This window comes from Pseudomonas retamae (assembly GCF_043496865.1).
GTDB classification, from domain to species: Bacteria; Pseudomonadota; Gammaproteobacteria; order Pseudomonadales; family Pseudomonadaceae; genus Aquipseudomonas; species Aquipseudomonas retamae.
This window is the reverse complement of record NZ_JBIEIL010000001.1, coordinates 620,084-637,271: the sequence shown is the minus strand read 5'-3', so window position 1 is coordinate 637,271 and position 17,188 is coordinate 620,084. Positions and strand designations below refer to the sequence as shown.

The 17,188-nt window shown below is 62.3% G+C and carries 13 protein-coding genes; 8 read left to right on the top strand and 5 right to left on the bottom strand.

Annotated elements, in window-relative coordinates; translation table 11 throughout:
• Positions 1 to 7: 7 nt before the first annotated feature.
• From ACGSLL_RS02610 to ACGSLL_RS02575, 8 genes are all read left to right on the top strand, one after another.
• Positions 8 to 1,423: a Y-family DNA polymerase gene (locus ACGSLL_RS02610; protein WP_394502849.1), complete on the top strand. Its 1,416-nt coding sequence runs from the start codon at positions 8 to 10 to the stop codon at positions 1,421 to 1,423.
• The gene (locus ACGSLL_RS02605) at positions 1,420 to 4,497 is read left to right on the top strand and encodes an error-prone DNA polymerase (RefSeq protein WP_394502847.1); all 3,078 of its coding nucleotides are present in this window, start codon (positions 1,420 to 1,422) and stop codon (positions 4,495 to 4,497) included. The genes ACGSLL_RS02610 and ACGSLL_RS02605 overlap by 4 nt, the downstream gene beginning before the upstream one ends.
• Positions 4,498 to 4,785: 288 nt before the next feature.
• Positions 4,786 to 5,472, top strand: coding sequence for a CsgG/HfaB family protein (locus ACGSLL_RS02600; protein WP_394503094.1), 687 nt, complete (start codon positions 4,786 to 4,788; stop codon positions 5,470 to 5,472).
• A 28-nt stretch (positions 5,473 to 5,500) separates the two neighbouring features.
• On the top strand, positions 5,501 to 5,869 hold the full coding sequence (locus ACGSLL_RS02595; protein WP_394502845.1) for a DUF4810 domain-containing protein: 369 nt from the start codon (positions 5,501 to 5,503) through the stop codon (positions 5,867 to 5,869).
• On the top strand, positions 5,866 to 6,525 hold the full coding sequence (locus ACGSLL_RS02590) for a DUF799 domain-containing protein (protein ID WP_394502843.1): 660 nt from the start codon (positions 5,866 to 5,868) through the stop codon (positions 6,523 to 6,525). The genes ACGSLL_RS02595 and ACGSLL_RS02590 overlap by 4 nt, the downstream gene beginning before the upstream one ends.
• Positions 6,526 to 6,755: 230 nt before the next feature.
• Positions 6,756 to 7,445 (top strand): GntR family transcriptional regulator, encoded by a 690-nt coding sequence (locus tag ACGSLL_RS02585; RefSeq protein WP_090283193.1) that lies wholly within the window; start codon positions 6,756 to 6,758, stop codon positions 7,443 to 7,445.
• Positions 7,446 to 7,578: 133 nt separating this feature from the next.
• A complete protein-coding gene (locus ACGSLL_RS02580; RefSeq protein WP_394502840.1) occupies positions 7,579 to 9,690 on the top strand; it encodes a hybrid sensor histidine kinase/response regulator in 2,112 nt (703 codons plus the stop codon).
• A gap of 31 nt (positions 9,691 to 9,721) precedes the next feature.
• On the top strand, positions 9,722 to 12,355 hold the full coding sequence (locus ACGSLL_RS02575; protein ID WP_394502838.1) for an excinuclease ABC subunit UvrA: 2,634 nt from the start codon (positions 9,722 to 9,724) through the stop codon (positions 12,353 to 12,355).
• Positions 12,356 to 12,609: 254 nt separating this feature from the next.
• Here ACGSLL_RS02575 and ACGSLL_RS02570 read toward each other — a convergent pair whose 3' ends face one another.
• The 5 genes from ACGSLL_RS02570 to ACGSLL_RS02550 are packed head-to-tail and all read right to left on the bottom strand — an operon-like array spanning position 12,610 to position 17,184.
• Positions 12,610 to 14,553: a response regulator gene (locus ACGSLL_RS02570; RefSeq protein WP_394502836.1), complete on the bottom strand. Its 1,944-nt coding sequence runs from the start codon at positions 14,551 to 14,553 to the stop codon at positions 12,610 to 12,612.
• Entirely contained in the window at positions 14,543 to 15,418 is an 876-nt protein-coding gene (locus ACGSLL_RS02565) for a sensor histidine kinase (protein ID WP_394502834.1), read from the bottom strand. Before ACGSLL_RS02565 ends, ACGSLL_RS02570 begins: the two co-directional genes overlap by 11 nt.
• The gene (locus ACGSLL_RS02560; RefSeq protein ID WP_394503092.1) at positions 15,411 to 16,424 is read right to left on the bottom strand and encodes an ATP-binding protein; all 1,014 of its coding nucleotides are present in this window, start codon (positions 16,422 to 16,424) and stop codon (positions 15,411 to 15,413) included. Before ACGSLL_RS02560 ends, ACGSLL_RS02565 begins: the two co-directional genes overlap by 8 nt.
• Positions 16,421 to 16,825 carry an anti-sigma regulatory factor gene (locus ACGSLL_RS02555; RefSeq protein WP_016774465.1) on the bottom strand — a complete coding sequence of 135 codons (405 nt, stop codon included), beginning with the start codon at positions 16,823 to 16,825 and terminating at the stop codon, positions 16,421 to 16,423. Before ACGSLL_RS02555 ends, ACGSLL_RS02560 begins: the two co-directional genes overlap by 4 nt.
• Complete coding sequence (locus ACGSLL_RS02550; protein ID WP_090283199.1) at positions 16,822 to 17,184, bottom strand: STAS domain-containing protein; 363 nt, start codon at positions 17,182 to 17,184, stop codon at positions 16,822 to 16,824. The genes ACGSLL_RS02555 and ACGSLL_RS02550 overlap by 4 nt, the downstream gene beginning before the upstream one ends.
• Positions 17,185 to 17,188: the final 4 nt, after the last annotated feature.

Sequence of the window (17,188 nt, the reverse complement as noted above, 5' to 3'; positions counted from 1 at the left end):
GACCGTCATGCGTTGGGTGTGCATTCTGTTCCCGCAATTGGCCCTGGACGCTGTGCTGCGTCAGCGCCCCGATGCCGATGAGCCGTTGGTGCTGCTCAACGGGCCGGCCCAGCGCCGGGTATTGCAGGCGGTCAACCCGGCGGCGCGCAAACTGGGTTTGCGTGCGGGGCAATCGATGACCGCGGCGCAGGCCATGAGCAAAGGTTTTGCCACCGTTGATTACCAAGCCGCCGAAGTCGAGCGCTGGCAGCAGTTTCTCGCGGCGTGGGCCTATCGTTTCAGTGCGCAGGTCAGCGTGCATTACCCGCGTACCGTGGTATTTGAAATCGAATCGAGCCTGGGGCTGTTCGGCACCTGGGCGCAATTCGAAGCGCGGCTGCGCCAGGAACTGACCGATCTGGGCTTTCGCCATCGCATCGTTGCCGCACCCAATCCGGTGGCTGCCAGGATACTGGCCAATGCCTACGATGGGCTGGTGGTGCCGGACGGCGAGGCCTTGCAACATCATCTCGGGCAATTGCCTGTCGACCGTGTCGGCCTTGAACCGAGCGTGGCCACGGCACTTTCACGGATGGGCCTGCGCACCCTCAATCAAGTGCAGAGCCTGCCGCGTCAGGCGCTGGCGCGGCGCTTCGAAGCGTCGATGCTCAAACACCTCGACACCCTGTTCGGCGCGCGGCCATTGGCATTGGAATTCTATTTGCCCCCCGATCGTTTCGACGTGCGCATCGAACTCAACTTTGACGTGCAATCGCATCAGGCGCTGCTGTTCCCGTTGCGGCGTGTGACCGGCGATCTGTCGGCGTTCCTTTGCGGGCGCGACAGCGGCGTGCAGCGTTTCGATTTGCATCTGGAACATGCCGGCTTGCCTGACACGGTGATCAAGGTCGGCCTGCTCAGCGCCGAGCGTGATCCGGCGATGCTCTTCGAACTGGCCCGGGGTCGGCTGGAACAGGTGCAGGTCGCGGCACCGGTGCGCGGCTTTCGGTTGCGCGCCGAGGATCTGCCGAGTTTCGTGCCGCAGTTTCAGGAGTTGTTCGACGACCGTCCGCAACAAACCTTGCCATGGGAGCAACTGCGCGAACGCTTGCGCGCACGGCTGGGCGACGATGCAGTGCAGGGGTTGCGCTTCCAGGCCGATCATCGCCCTGAGTGCGCCTGGCAGTTCGGCGTCGACAAGCAGCCTTGCGCAGGCCTGCCGAGCGTGCAGCGGCCGGGCTGGCTACTCACTGAGCCGCAAAGCGTGCCGGAAGGCTCGGCGCGGATTCTCATGGGCCCCGAGCGCATTGAATCTGGCTGGTGGGACGGCGATGACGTGCGCCGCGATTATTACCTGATCCAGAACCGCGCCGGCCAGCAGGGCTGGGCCTATCGTGCGGTGGGCGAGGGCGGTCCGTTGTGGCTGCAGGGCTGGTTTGCATGAGCCGTGGTTATGCCGAACTGCACTGCCTGTCGAATTTCAGTTTCCAGCGCGGTGCGTCCAGTGCGCTCGAGTTGTTCCAGCGGGCGAAAAAGCACGGTTATCAGGCCCTGGCGATTACCGATGAATGCACCCTGGCCGGGATCGTGCGTGCCTGGCAAGCGGCAAAGTCGGTTGAGCTGCCACTGATCATCGGCAGCGAAATACGCATTGAAAACGGCCCGAAGCTGGTGCTGCTGGTGGAGAACCTGGCCGGTTATCAGACGCTGTGCGGCTTGATCACCCGGGCGCGGCGGCGTACGCAGAAAGGCCAGTATCAAATCCTGCGCGAGGATTTCGACGAGCCGCTGTCGGGGCTGCTGGTGTTGTGGGTGCCGGACTCGATCAATGAACAGCGAGAGGGCAACTGGCTTAAACAGACCTTCGGCGACAGGCTGTGGCTGGCCGTGCAGTTGCACCGTGGTCAGGATGATCAACAGCGACTGGCGGCGTTGCTGAGTATGGCTGCCGAATTGCAGATTCGCGCCGTGGCCAGTGGCGATGTGCACATGCACGCCCGTGGCCGCCGAGCCCTGCAGGACACCATGACCGCGATCCGCCATCACCTGCCGGTGGCCGAGGCCGGCTTGCGGTTGCATCCCAATGGCGAGCGGCATTTGCGCAGTGTCGAGGTGCTGCGAGAGTTGTATCCGCAGGCCTTGCTCGACGAGTCGGTGAGTCTGGCTCGGCGTTGCACCTTCGATCTGAGCGAATTGCGTTATCAGTATCCAAAGGAGCTGGTCCCCGTGGGCCACAGCGCCACTTCCTGGTTGCGCCAATTGACCAAGGAGGGCATCGCCTGGCGCTGGAAGAAAGGCGCACCCTTCAAGGTGCTGCGCCAGATCAACAAGGAGCTGCAACTGATTGCCGAACTCGGCTACGAAAGCTACTTCCTCACCGTACACGACGTGGTGCGTTTTGCCCGCGAGCAGCACATCCTCTGTCAAGGCCGTGGTTCGGCAGCCAACTCGGCGGTGTGTTTTGCCTTGGGCATCACCGAAATCGACCCGGAGCGCACCACGTTGCTGTTCGAACGTTTCATGTCCAAGGAACGCAACGAGCCGCCGGACATCGACGTCGATTTCGAGCACGAACGCCGCGAAGAAGTCCTGCAATATGTCTTCCGTCGATATGGCCGCGGTCGCGCAGCGTTGACCGCAGTGGTCAGCAGTTATCACGCTGCCGGTGCCGTGCGGGACGTGGCCAAGGCCCTGGATTTGCCGCCAGATCAGATCAATGCACTGGCCGATTGCTGCGGCCACTGGAGCGACGAAACCCCGCCGCTGGAACGCTTGCGCGAAAACGGTTTCGACCCCGAGAGCCCGCTGCTGCGCCGGGTCTTGAGCCTGACCGGGCAATTGATCGGCTTCCCCCGGCACCTGTCGCAACACCCCGGCGGCTTCGTGATTTCCGAGCAACCGCTGGACACTCTGGTGCCGGTCGAGAACGCGGCCATGGCCGAGCGCACGATCATTCAGTGGGACAAGGACGACCTCGACGCGGTCGGCCTGCTCAAGGTGGACATTCTCGCGCTCGGCATGCTCAGCGCGATCCGCCGCTGTTTCGATCTGCTGCGCCGTCATCGCCAGCGCGATTTGAGCCTGGCGACGATTCCAGCCGAAGACAAACCGACCTACGCGATGATCAGCCGCGCCGACACCATCGGCGTATTCCAGATCGAATCGCGGGCGCAGATGTCGATGCTGCCGCGCCTGCGTCCGCAAAAATTCTACGATCTGGTGATCCAGGTGGCGATTGTCCGGCCGGGCCCGATTCAGGGCGGAATGGTGCATCCGTACCTGCGCCGGCGCAATAAAGAAGAAGCGGAAAGCTATCCGTCGCCTGAGTTGAAAGTGGTGCTTGAACGCACCCTTGGCGTGCCGCTGTTTCAGGAACAGGTGATGCAGATCGCCATTGTCGCCGCCGATTACAGTCCCGGCGAGGCCGATCAGTTGCGTCGCTCCATGGCCGCGTGGAAACGTCACGGTGGTCTTGAACCGCACAAGGAGCGTCTTGCCGCCGGCATGAAGAAGAACGGCTACACGCCGGAATTCGCCGCGCAGATTTTCGAGCAGATCAAAGGTTTCGGCAGCTACGGTTTTCCCGAGTCCCACGCGGCCAGTTTCGCTTTGCTGACCTACGCCAGTTGCTGGCTCAAGTGTCACGAACCAGCGGCGTTTGCCTGCGCGCTGATCAATAGCTGGCCGATGGGCTTCTACAGCCCGGACCAGATCCTGCAGGATGCGCGCCGTCGTCAATTGCAGATTCGCCCGGTCGACGTGCGGGCCAGCGACTGGGATTGCAGTCTGGAAACCACCACCGGGCCACAACCGGCGATTCGCATGGGCTTGCGCATGATCAAAGGGTTTCGCGAGGATGACGCCCGGCGGATCGAAGCGGCGCGGGCGCGCGGGGCGTTTGCCGATGTCGCCGATCTGGGCGAACGTGCGGCGCTAGACAGCCGCGCGCAAGCCTTGCTCGCCGATGCCGGGGCCTTGCGCGGCCTGGCCGGGCATCGGCATCGGGCGCGCTGGGAAGTCGCCGGGGTGCAGAAACAGTTGGGGCTGTTTGCCGGCCTGCCCAGCCAGGAGGAGCCGGAAGTGCTCTTGCCAAAACCCAGCGTCGGCGAGGATCTGCACGCTGACTACGCCACCGTCGGCACCACTTTGGGCCCGCATCCGCTGGCCCTGTTGCGCAGCGAACTGCGGGCATTGCGCTGTCGCAGCTCGCGGGAATTGCTCGATGTCGAACATGGCCGGCCGGTGAGCATGGCCGGGCTGGTGACCGGGCGCCAGCGTCCCGGCACTGCCAGTGGGGTGACGTTCGTGACGTTGGAAGACGAGTTCGGCAACGTCAACGTGGTGGTCTGGCGCGATCTGGCCGAGCGACAGCGGCAAGCTCTGGTTGGCTCGCAATTGCTCAGGGTCGATGGCCGCTGGGAGCGCGAGGGCGAAGTGCGGCATTTGATCGCCGGACGCCTGAGTGACCTGAGCCCGATGCTCAACGGCATTCGCGTGCAGAGCCGGGATTTTCACTGATCAACCGACCCCGGGCCGCTCGTTCCCACGCTCCGCGTGGTAACGCCTCCCGTGACGCTCTGCGTCACAGTGGACGCGGAGCGTCCATGGCTGCATTCCCACGCAGAGCGTGGGAACGATCACCCCAAAATCTGTGTTAGTGAGCCTGAATTTCCAGCCTGTTTCTTGACGCCAAAAAAATCCTGTCATCAATGATGGCACTTTGTCATAATGCCGGCCTTTTTCCGCTGTCCAGTGCTTTGCCGTGCCGGGACACCCCGTTTTTCAAGAAGGAAATACTCAGTGAGAATGATCTCCCGGATGTTGGTTTCAGGCGTTGCGATCGCCGTGCTTGGCACGCTGGCCACCACGCTGTCTGGCTGCGCCACGGAAAGCTCCCGCGCGTTGCCGGTGGCCAAAGTCGAAAGCGCCACTCAGGTCTGGACCGGCGTTCGCGTGCCAATGGCCGTAGGCAAATTCGATAATCGCTCCAGCTACATGCGCGGCATCTTCTCCGATGGCGTCGACCGTCTCGGCGGTCAAGCCAAGACCATCCTCATCACTCACCTGCAGCAGACCAACCGCTTCAGCGTGCTGGACCGCGACAACATGGGCGAAATCCAGCAGGAAGCCACGCTCAAGGGCCAGGCCCAACGCTTGAAAGGCGCCGATTACGTGGTCACCGGTGATGTCACCGAGTTCGGCCGCAAAGAAACCGGCGACCACCAGTTGTTCGGCATTCTCGGTCGCGGCAAGACCCAGGTCGCCTACGCCAAGGTCAACCTGAACATCGTCAATATCAGCACCTCTGAAGTGGTCTATTCGACCCAGGGCGCCGGCGAGTACGCCTTGTCCAACCGCGAAATCATCGGCTTCGGTGGCACCGCTGCCTACGACTCCACCCTCAACGGCAAAGTCCTGGATCTGGCCATGCGCGAGGCGATCAATCGCCTGGTCGATGGCATGAACGCCGGTGCCTGGAAACCGGGCAACTGATCGACGCCCATTGCAAGGAGCAACACCCATGAAACCGAATCTGTCGCGCCCGTTGCTGGCGCTGACTCTGGCTGCCACCACGCTGCTGGCCGGCTGTGCCGGGCCGAAAACCCTGTACCAGTGGGAAGGCTACGAGCCGCAGGTCTACGAGTACTTCAAAGGCGAGGAGCCGAAAGAAGCCCAGGCCGAAGCGCTGGAGCGTGATCTGCAGAAAATCCGCTCGACCGGCAAAGCCGTACCGCCGGGCTACCACGCGCATCTGGGCCTGCTCTATCTGAGCATGGGTAAGGACGACCAGATGGTGCAGCAGTTCAATACTGAAAAATCGCTGTTTCCCGAGTCCGGCACGTACATGGACTTTCTGCTCAAGAACGCCAAGGCCGGAGTCAGCCAATGATCGCGCGTACCTGCAAATGGCTGCTCGCCGGTCTGGCACTGACCGTGCTGGGTGGCTGCGTCGCGCCGAAAACCGTGGATTACTCGGCGTACAAACAGGCGCGCCCGAAAACCATTCTGGTCCTGCCGCCGCTCAATACTTCGCCGGACGTGAAAGCTTCCTACAGCCTGCTGTCGCAAGTGACGTTCCCGCTGGCTGAGGCCGGTTATTACGTACTGCCGATCACCCTGGTTGATGAAACCTTCCGGCAGAACGGCATGACCACACCCGATGATATTCATCAGGCACCGCCGAACAAACTGAAGGAAATCTTCGGTGCGGACGCAGCGCTGTACATCACTGTGACCGAGTACGGCACTCGCTACATGGTGATCAGCAGCGAAACCGCAGTGACCGCGACGGCGAAACTGGTCGACCTGAAAACCGGCACGACGCTGTGGACCGGTACGGCGCGCGCGTCGAGCGAAGAGGGTGGCAACAACGGTGGTGGCGGCCTGATCGGCATGCTGATCACTGCCGCCGTGAAGCAGATCATCAACAGCTCCACCGATGCCGGCTACCCGATTGCCGGTGTGGCGAGCAATCGTCTGCTCTCCGCCGGCCACCCGGCAGGCCTGCTGTACGGCCCGCGTTCGCCGAAATACGGCACCGATTGAGCCAGTACCGGTGATCGTTCCCACGCTCTGCGTGGGAATGCCGCCATGGACGCTCTGCGTCCACTGTGACGCGGAGCGTCACGGGATGCATTCCCACGCGGAGCGTGGGAACGATCAACACCAGCTGCCGCTACCAGCCGCGCCGCCATCTCCCCACCGAAACCCCTGTATCCTGACGCCAAAGTCGATATTCTGCGCCTCGGGCCAACCGACGCCAAAGGAGTGTTCGTATGACCGACAAGAAACCGGAGACCACGGTCGACCGCGTCTATCAAGGGGTTTATCAGGCAATCAGCAAGCGCTCGCTGCGTCCGGGGATGAAACTGGGCGAGGCCTCGCTGGCCGAGCTGTTCAATGTCAGCCGCACCTCGGTGCGCGCGGCGCTCAAGCAACTGGAAGCGGAAGGGCTGGTCACCACCGAGCCCAACAAAGGCGCATCGGTGTCATTGCCGAGCAACGAAGAGCTGCGTTCGCTGTTCGAAACCCGCCGTCTGATCGAGATTGGCATCGTCACCGAACTGTGCCGGCGCAAAGACCCGGCGGCGATGCAGGACCTGCGCGCGCACCTGCTGCTCGAAGACGAAGCCCACGCGGCGGGCGATCATGAACGGCTGATTTACCTGCTGGGTGAATTCCATCTCAAACTGGCGCGCAGCCTGAACAACCCGGTGTTGCTCGACTGGTTTCAGAAGCTGATTTCCCGCGCCTCGCTGTATGCCGCTGCACTGGATGATGACAGCCACGAAGTCTGCCGCGACGACGAGCATTTGCGTCTGATCGAGCATATCGAGGCCGGCAACCAGAGCGCTGCCATCGAACTGACCTGTACTCATCTGAACGGTATCGAGAAGGCCATTCTCGACGTCGCCGCGAAAATGAAAACCGGCTACCACCCGCTCAAGCACTTGATCGGCGTCTAGTCGGCTGCACGCCAACAAATCGGCTAATCTCTGATGAAACCAATACGACCGAAGACGCTCGAAACACACGAGCGTCGCGTCGTTCCGGCGTCGCGACAGATCGGGCATTCACCACAGGACACCGAGTCAATCGATGCAGTTTTTATCCGATAGCTACGGTTGTGACGGCTGGAAAGGCGAAATGGCCGAGCGCATCCGCGCGTTCGACTGGAGCCCTACCGAGCTTGGCCCGTTGCACAGCTGGCCGGCCAGTCTGTGCAGCGCGGTACAACTGATGCTGGCCTCGCCGCTGCCAATGGTGATGCTTTGGGGCCGTGCCGGTTACATGATCTACAACGACGCCTATTCGCAGTTCGCTGGCGGTCGTCACCCTTATCTGCTCGGAGCGCCAGTGGAACTGGGCTGGCCGGAAGTCGCCGAATTCAATCGCAACGTGGTCGATACCTGCCTGGCGGGTGGCACGTTGTCCTACCGCAATAAACTTCTGGTGCTGTTGCGTGATCGCGTCCCGGAAGACGTCTGGCTCGATCTCTATTACAGCCCGGTGGCCAATGATGAAGGCGCGCCCGCAGGCGTGATGGCAATGGTGGTGGAAACCACCGAACTGGTGATTTCCGAACGCCTGCGTCAGGAAGCGGAGAATGCCTACCGAGCCGATAACGAACGGGTGCGCCTGGCGCTGAATGCCGGGGCGTTGCTCGGCTCGTTTGTCTGGGATATCAAAAACAACCGACTCTCGGCTGATGAGCGCTTCGCCCGGACTTTCTCCTATCCGCCGGACCAGGACCTGAGCAACCTGGCCCAGGACATTGCCGACTCACGCATTCATCCCGATGACCTCGCCTGGGTCCAGGAACGCGTCGCCCATTCGGTGCAGACCGGTGAGCCGTATAACGCCGAATATCGTGTGTTGCGCGGCGATGGCAGTTATCTATGGGTGCTGGCCAGCGGTGCTTGCGAATTCGACGAAGACGGCGCGCCGCTGCGTTTCCCCGGTGTGCTGATCGATATTCATGAGCGCAAGAACGCCGAAGAATCGCTGCTCAAATTCACTCGCAACCTCGAGCAACGTGTAGCCGAAGAAGTCGAGGCGCGGCTTGCGGCTGAAGAGCAGTTGCGCCAGTCGCAGAAGCTCGAATCGATCGGCGGATTGACCGGCGGCGTCGCTCACGATTTCAATAACCTGCTGCAAGTGATCGCTGGCAATCTGCATCTGCTCGCACGGCATGAGCCGGACAACGCCAATGTGCAGCGCCGGGTCGGTGCTTCGCTGGCAGCGGTCGAGCGCGGCGCCAAGCTGTCTTCGCAACTGCTGGCGTTTGCCCGGCGCCAGCCGTTGTCGCCGGCGGTGTGCAATCCGCAGCAGATCTTCGAAGGCGTCGGTGAATTGCTCCAGCGCGCCCTCGGCGAAACCATTCAGATCGATGTGCAGCTGCCGCCAGCACCGTGGCATGTCTACGTCGACCGCAACCAGTTGGAAAACGCCATCCTCAACCTGGCGATTAACGCCCGCGATGCCATGCAAGGCGAGGGCGTGATCGGCCTCAGTGCCTCCAACGTCCAGCTCGACAGTGCGTTCTGTGCCGGTAAAGGCATCAGCCCCGGTGACTTCGTGCGGGTCGCGGTCAGCGACAGCGGCGCGGGTATCCCGCCGGACATTCTCGAGCAGGTGTTCGAGCCGTTTTTCACCACCAAGGCCGATGGCCAGGGCACTGGTTTGGGCCTGAGCATGGTCTTCGGTTTCGTCAAGCAGAGCGGCGGTCACGTCGAAATCGACAGCCAGATGGGCGAGGGTACGCGGGTGCAGTTGTATTTTCCGCGCAGCCTGCGCCCGATCCTCGATGAATCACCTAATCTGCAACGCCAGCAGAGCGGCGGCAACGAGACGATTCTGGTGGTCGAGGACAACGATGCCGTGCGCACCTCGGTGGTCGAGTTGTTGCGCGAGGAAGGTTATCGTGTGGTCACGGCCGGCAATGGCGATGTGGCGATGCAGATATTGCTCGAAGGCACCGACGTCGATCTGATTTTCACTGACGTGGTCATGCCCGGGCTGATCAAGAGTTCCGATCTGTTCGCCTGGGCCAAGGTGCAGACACCACCGGTGGCGGTGCTGTTCACGTCCGGGCACACCCGCGACATCATTTCGCGTAATCATCAACTCAGTCCCGACACCCATCTGCTCGGCAAGCCGTACAGTCCGCAAGCGCTGCTGCAGACGATCCGCGCGGTCCTCAGCAGTTGAGCGTTGCACACTTCTTCAGCAAGGCAGGTCGATGACTTCCAAACGCAGCTCGAAAGCGCCCGCCGGCATGGTCCGGGTTCGCGGCGCCCGCGAACACAACCTGAAAAACGTTGACGTCGATATTCCCCGCGACGCCTTGGTGGTGTTCACCGGGGTGTCAGGTTCGGGCAAGTCATCGCTGGCCTTTTCGACGCTGTACGCCGAGGCGCAGCGCCGTTATTTCGAGTCTGTGGCGCCTTATGCGCGGCGTCTGATCGATCAGGTCGGCGTGCCGGATGTTGACTCTATCGAAGGCCTGCCGCCTGCCGTGGCGCTGCAGCAACAGCGCGGTACGCCGAGTACGCGTTCATCGGTGGGCAGCGTGACCACGTTGTCGAGCCTGATCCGCATGCTTTATTCGCGCGCCGGCAGTTATCCGCCGGGGCAACCGATGTTGTACGCCGAGGATTTTTCGCCGAATACCCCGCAGGGTGCCTGCCCGGAATGTCACGGGCTCGGTCGCGTCTACGAAGTTACCGAGGCGCTGATGGTGCCGGATCCGAACCTGACCATCCGCCAGCGCGCTGTGGCGTCGTGGCCGTTGGCGTGGCAGGGGCAGAACCTGCGCGACATTCTCGTAACGATGGGTATCGATGTGGATATTCCATGGAAGAAACTGCCGAAAAAGCAGCGCGACTGGATTCTCTTCACCGAAGAGACCCCGACGGTGCCGGTGTACGCCGGGCTGACCCCCGAAGAAACTCGTGTCGCCCTCAAACGCAAAATGGAACCGAGTTATCAAGGCACCTTCACCGGCGCCCGTCGCTACATCCTGCACACGTTTACCCACTCGCAAAGTGCGCTGATGAAAAAGCGCGTTTCGCAGTACATGCTCGGCAGCCCCTGCCCGTTGTGTGAAGGCAAGCGCCTGAAGCGTGAGGCGTTGTCGGTGACGTTTGCCGGGCATGACATCGGTGCGCTGTCGCAGATGCCGTTGCTGCAAGTGGCAGAGGTGTTGCGCCCGGTCGCGGCGGCGGATTATCTCGAGCAGGCTGAAGAAAGCAGCGCCACCCTCAGCCATGCGCAAACCCGCGAGGCCCGCCAGCAGCGCGTGGCCCACGGCGGTAGCGGCCACGCCAGCGCGCCGGATGTGCGTCACACGCCGAACCTGTCGCTGGAAAAACGTATTGCCGCACAGCGCATCGCCGAAGATCTGCTGGAGCGAGTCAGCACCCTGACCGATCTGGGCCTGGGTTATCTGGCACTGGAGCGCAGTACGCCGACGCTGTCGTCCGGCGAGTTGCAGCGCTTGCGCCTGGCAACGCAGTTGGGCTCGCAGTTGTTCGGGGTGATTTACGTGCTCGACGAGCCGTCCGCCGGTTTGCATCCAGCCGATGGCGAGGCGCTGTTCGAGGCCTTGCAGCGCTTGAAGGCGGATGGCAACACGCTGTTCGTGGTCGAGCATGATGTCGAGACCATGCGCCGCGCCGACTGGCTGATCGACGTCGGCCCGGCGGCGGGCGAGAAGGGCGGTCAAGTGTTGTACAGCGGCCCGCCGGCCGGTCTGGCCGAGGTCGAGTCGTCGCAGACCCGGCCCTATCTGTTTGGCGAATTGCAGCGTCCGCCACGCAAGGCGCGTAAGCCCACGGCGTGGCTGAAACTTGCGGGCATCACCCGCAATAACCTGAACAACCTCAATGCCGAATTTCCCTTGGGCTGTTTCACTTCGGTGACTGGCGTCTCCGGTTCCGGCAAATCGAGTCTGGTCAGCCAGGCCTTGCTCGAACTGGTCGGTGCGCAACTGGGCCGGCCGACGGTCGACGCCGAACCCGAAGAACTCAGCCTCGAAGACGATGCGCCGCAGGTCAGCGGTGGGCAGGTCACGGGGGGGCTGGAATCGATCAAGCGTCTGGTGCAAGTCGATCAGAAGCCTATCGGCCGCACGCCACGCTCCAATCTGGCGACCTATACCGGGCTGTTCGACAACGTGCGCAAACTGTTTGCCGCCACCGATGCGGCGCGCGCCGAGGGTTACGACGCCGGGCAGTTTTCCTTCAACGTCGCCAAGGGCCGTTGCGCCACTTGTGAAGGCGAGGGGTTTGTCAGTGTCGAGTTGCTGTTCATGCCCAGCGTTTATGCGCCGTGCCCGACCTGTCATGGCGCGCGCTACAACCCGCAGACCCTGGCGATTGTCTGGCAAGGCTTGAGCATCGCTCAGGTGTTGCAATTGACCGTCGATGAAGCAGTGACGGTGTTTGCCGAGCAACCGGCAATTCGCCGCTCCCTGGAAGTGCTGCGCGACATTGGCCTCGGTTATCTGCGCCTCGGGCAGCCGGCCACCGAGTTATCGGGCGGTGAAGCGCAACGCATCAAACTCGCCACTGAATTGCAGCGCAATCAGCGCGGGGCGACCTTGTATGTGCTCGACGAACCGACCACCGGACTGCACCCGCGCGATGTCGATCGGCTGCTGGAGCAACTGGACACGCTGGTAACGGCGGGGCACACAGTGATTGTGGTCGAGCATGAAATGCGCGTGGTCGCGCAGAGTGACTGGGTGATCGACATCGGCCCGGGCGCGGGGGATCAGGGCGGCAGGATCGTCGCCGCCGGCACACCGCCAAAAGTCGCCGCCAGCAAGAAAAGCAAGACGGCGGCGTTTCTCGCACGTGCCTTGAACCGATGACGGCGGCGCTTGGACTCGCGCCATCGCTGGCAAGCCAGCTCCCACAGTCATCCTTGGTGTTGCCGAAAATTGGTGCACGCCGGCAATCCCTGTGGGAGCGAGCCTGCTCGCGAACGCGTCCGTCCAGCCAACTCATCTGCAGCTGACACAACGCTTCGCGAGCAGGCTCGCTCCCACAGGGAAAGGGGTGTGTCGGCTATTCCTGCACCACTGCAAAACTGTGTGGGAGCTGGCTTGCCAGCGATAGCGTCAGTTCAGGCACCATCCAGCGTGCGGCGAACCTTGTCGAGCAGCTCGTTGATCTGGAACGGTTTGACCAGCATGTCCATGCCCGTGCCAAGGAACACTTGGCGGTTGAGTGCGGTTTCGGCGTAGCCGGTCATGAACAGGATCGGCAACCCTTCGCGCCAGCCACGGGCGACATCGGCCAGTTCGCGGCCGCTCATGCGCGGCAGGCCGACGTCGGTCAGCAGCAACTGGATCGACGGATCATTCTGCAAACGCTCCAGCGCCGATTCAACATCGACCGCCTGCGTGCAACGATAACCGGCATCTTCCAGCACTTCGGTGACGAACAACCGCACCGTCGCCATGTCCTCGACGATCAGCACGTGTTCGCCGCTGCCTTTGGCGTCGGGCAAGGGCGCCGGGACGTCGGCACCGGTCGGGTCGTTGGTGCCAGGGAGCATGATGGTCACTTCGGTGCCACGCCGGGCGACGCTGCGAATGTGCGCGTCACCGCCCGACTGACGGGCGAAACCGTAGATCGTCGACAGGCCCAGCCCGGTGCCCTGACCCAGCGGTTTGGTGGTGAAGAACGGTTCAAACACCTTGTCGATCACGTTGTGTTCGATGCCCGTGCCGTCGTCCCGCACCGACAGGGCCACATACGCGCCATCGGCCAGATTCGGATCGCCATGGGAATACGCAGCGTAGGTGTTGACCCAGATATTGCCGCCCGAGGGCAGGGCATCGCGGGCGTTGATCACCAGGTTCAGCACTGCGCTTTCCAGCTGCACCGGATCGACCAGGGCAATCGCCGGTTTATTGGTCAGTTCCAGCTTGAGGGTGATGCGCTCGCCGATGGTGCGCACCAGCAGCTCTTCCAGCGAGCGAACGTGTTCATTGATGTCCACCGGCCGCGTGTCGAGTGGTTGCTGACGGGCAAACGCCAGCAGGCGATGGGTCAGCGAGGCCGCGCTCATCGCTGAGCTCAGCGCCGCTTCGGTATAGAACTGGACTTTGTCCAGACGCTCATCGGCAATGCGCTTCTGAATCAGTTCCAGGCTGGTGATGATCCCGGTCAGCAGGTTGTTGAAGTCATGGGCAATGCCGCCGGTAAGCTTGCCCAGCGCATCCATTTTCTGCACTTGCAGCAATTGCGCTTCGGCGCGCACGCGCTCGGCGACTTCCTTGGCCAGTTGCGTAGTGGTGTCGTCGAGCCGGGCCAGATGCGAGCGCTCACGGTGACGGTGTTCGGTGACGTCCTCGACGAACACCAGGCTCAGTTCTGGCGTGCGATAAGGCGAGATCTGCCACTGCGTTTCGCGAATCTCACCCTGCACGCGCATGTTCAGCGTGCCTTTCCAGCGCTCGCCGTCCACCAGACGCAGACGTAATTCGTCGAGAATCGCCGATTGATCCTCGGCAAAGCATTCATGCAGGACCTGCGGGTCGCGATTGTCGACGATCAGTTGGGCGAATGCATGGTTACATTCATGAACTTTGAGGCTGGCATCGAGCACCGCGATCGGCGCCGAGACGTTGGCGAAGATTTCGCGAAAGCGCGCCTCGCTCTCACGCAAGGCATTTTCCGTGTCACGCACCCGCAGCAAGGTGCGCAGCGTGGCCAGCAGCACGTCGGGGTCGACCGGGTGAATCAGATAGGCATCGGCGCCCGCGTCGAGGCCGGTGATGATGTCGCCGGTCTGGATCGATGCCGCCGACACATGAATCACCGGCAGCAGCGCCGTACGCGGGTCGGCACGCAGCAGGCGAACGATATCGAAACCGCTCATGTCCGGCAGGTTGACGTCGAGGATCAACGCATCGAGCGCTTCGCTCTCGATCAGGGCCAGCCCGTCGCTGCCGGTGCCGGCTTCCAGCACCGTGTAAGCGTGGCGCTCCAGGCGCCGGCGCAAGGCATACCGGGTGGCCGCGTTGTCATCGACGATCAACAGGCGGATGTCACGATTCATCGACGTTCTCCAGAGCGATCGCCAGCGGGATGATGACAAAGAACGTCGAGCCGACGCCCGGGGTACTCTGCATGCCGACTTCGCCGCCCAGCAGCGCGGCGAAACGCTTGCACAGTGACAGGCCCAGACCGGTGCCGCGCAGGCGTTTCTGCAAAGGCGAATCGACTTGGGAAAAGTCTTCGAACAAGGCGTCATGCAGTTCCGGCGCTATGCCGATGCCGGTATCGCTGACGGCAAAACGAATCCGGTCTTCGCCTTCCATGCGCGCCGACACCCGCACCTCACCTCGGGTGGTGAACTTCAGCGAGTTGGAGATGAAGTTGCGCAGAATCTGCCCAAGCTTCTTGTCATCGGTATACAGGCGCGGCAGGCCACGCGGTTCTTCGAAAATCAGATCGACTGCCGAGGCATCGACGATCGGCCGGAACATTCCGCGCAGGGCCGAGAACAGGTCGAACATGTCGAACCAGGCGGGAGAAATGCTGATGCGCCCGGCCTCGATCTTCGCCAGATCGAGCAGGTCATCGACCATGTCGCTCAGTTCGCGGGCAGCCGTACTGACGAAGGCCACCTGCTTGTGCTGTTCCGGGCTGAGCGGTCCGTCGAGTTCGTCGGCCAGCAAGCTGTTGATGCTCAGAATCGAACCCAGCGGCGTGCGGAACTCGTGGCTCATGTACGACAGGAAACGGCTTTTCAAATCCGAGGCCTGACGCAGCTCTTCGGCCTGGGTGTCGAGTTCGGCGTACAGCGCCAGCACGCCCTGGTTGGTTTCATCGAGTTCTTCGCGCAGCGCCGTGGTTTCGCGCTGCAACTGGGCGATCAGGGCAGCCTGTTCGGCAGGGCTCAAGTCGGTCGATTCAGCCATGGCTGGCCTCCAGCGCAACGACCAGTACCGTGACGTCATCGCGACCGCGACAGAAGTCGCGGTGCAGGACGCTGGCTATCACGGCGGGATGGCGATGCACCAGGCCGGGGTAGTCTTTGAGGTTCCAACGGGACTGTAAGCCGTCGCTGTACATGATCAATAAATGTCCGTTCACGTGAGCATAGTCAAAAGGTTTGGCTTTTCGGTACTGAGCACCGACGATGCCAGGATGCGAGGCCAGGCCGCGCGATTTTTCCGGGTCAAGCAGACTGGCGCCGATATTACCGACACCGGCGAACGTCAGGCCATCGCGCTGACTGTCGAACTGGGCGAACGCCACAGCGCCGCCACGCGTGCCGAGCATGTCCTGATGCAGATCTTCCATCAACCTCACCGGATCGGCAAACGGCGCTCGGGCAAACGCCCGGGCCCCAGCCAAAGCAGCACGTTCGGCGTCTTCGCCATGACCCAGGCCATCAATCACCAGCGCGCTGATCCGCGAGCCTTCATACGCCAGGTGCCAGACATCGCCGCACGCAGGGTCGGCATGCAGCGAATGCTGGCTGACGCCATATCGGATATCCGCCTGCCGATCGCAGCGTGGGAAGATCCGCGCCAACAGCACAGCGCCACGGTGGTCAGCGTAGACATCGAACGCGTCGGTCTGCCGAGATACCGCCCCGAGACCAATGCCTTGTGTGCCGCCGGTGGAAAAGCCATCGGCCAGACACGCATCGAGATCAAAACCCTGGGCCCGATCCACCGTCTGCATTTCAATGCCGAAGCCGTTGCCCGGCCGCGCCAGTACCCGCAGGTGAAACTCACCGCGCTGGGCGTGCTTGAGCACATTGCTGGTCAGTTCCGTCGCTACCAGCGCGACACGGCCAGCATCGTTTTCATCGAAACCATGCTGTTCGGCGAGTTTCTGCGCAGTGCGCCGCGCGTGGCCGATCTGGCTGCTGTCCTCGATCGGCAAAACCTGGGTCAACGACCCGGCAATATTCATGTCCATCGGGTGATCGTTATGCGCGTGCCTTTGCCGGGCTCAGTGTCGAGTTCGAACTCATTGACCAGCCGCTTGGCACCGGTCAGGCCAAGGCCCAGGCCACTGCCGGAGGTCCAGCCGTCGGTCATCGCCAGTTTGATGTCGGGGATGCCCGGGCCTTCGTCGCGGAAGGTGATACGCAAGCCGACCCGGCCGTTTTCCTCGAGGATCTGCCAGTCCATGTCGCCGCCACCGCCGTAGACCATGGTGTTACGCGCCAGCTCGCTGACGGCGGTCACCAGTTTGGTCAGGTCGATCAGGCGCATGCCGCATTCAGTGGCGAGCTTGCGCGTGGTCTGGCGGGCCAGCACTACGTCCTGTTCAATGAGAATGGGTTGAGTACCACTGCTGCGCACGGTCATTGCAGGCGCACTCGATCCTGCAGCAGTTTCATTCCACGCTCGACGTTCAACGCGGTGCTGACGCCGGGCAAGGTCATGCCCAGCTCAACGAGGGTGATCGCCACCGCCGGTTGCATGCCGACCAGCACGGTTTCGGCGTCCATGATTTTCGACAAACCGGAAATCGTGCCGATCATGCGCCCGATGAACGAGTCGACCATGTCCAGCGCGGAAATGTCGATCAACACGCCGCGCGCCGAGGTACGACTGATGCGTTCGGACAGATCGTCCTGCAGGGTCAGGGCGAGCTGGTCATGCATGTCGACCTGAATGGTCACCAGCAGCAGATCGCCCATTTGAAGAATCGGAATACGTTCCATCGGC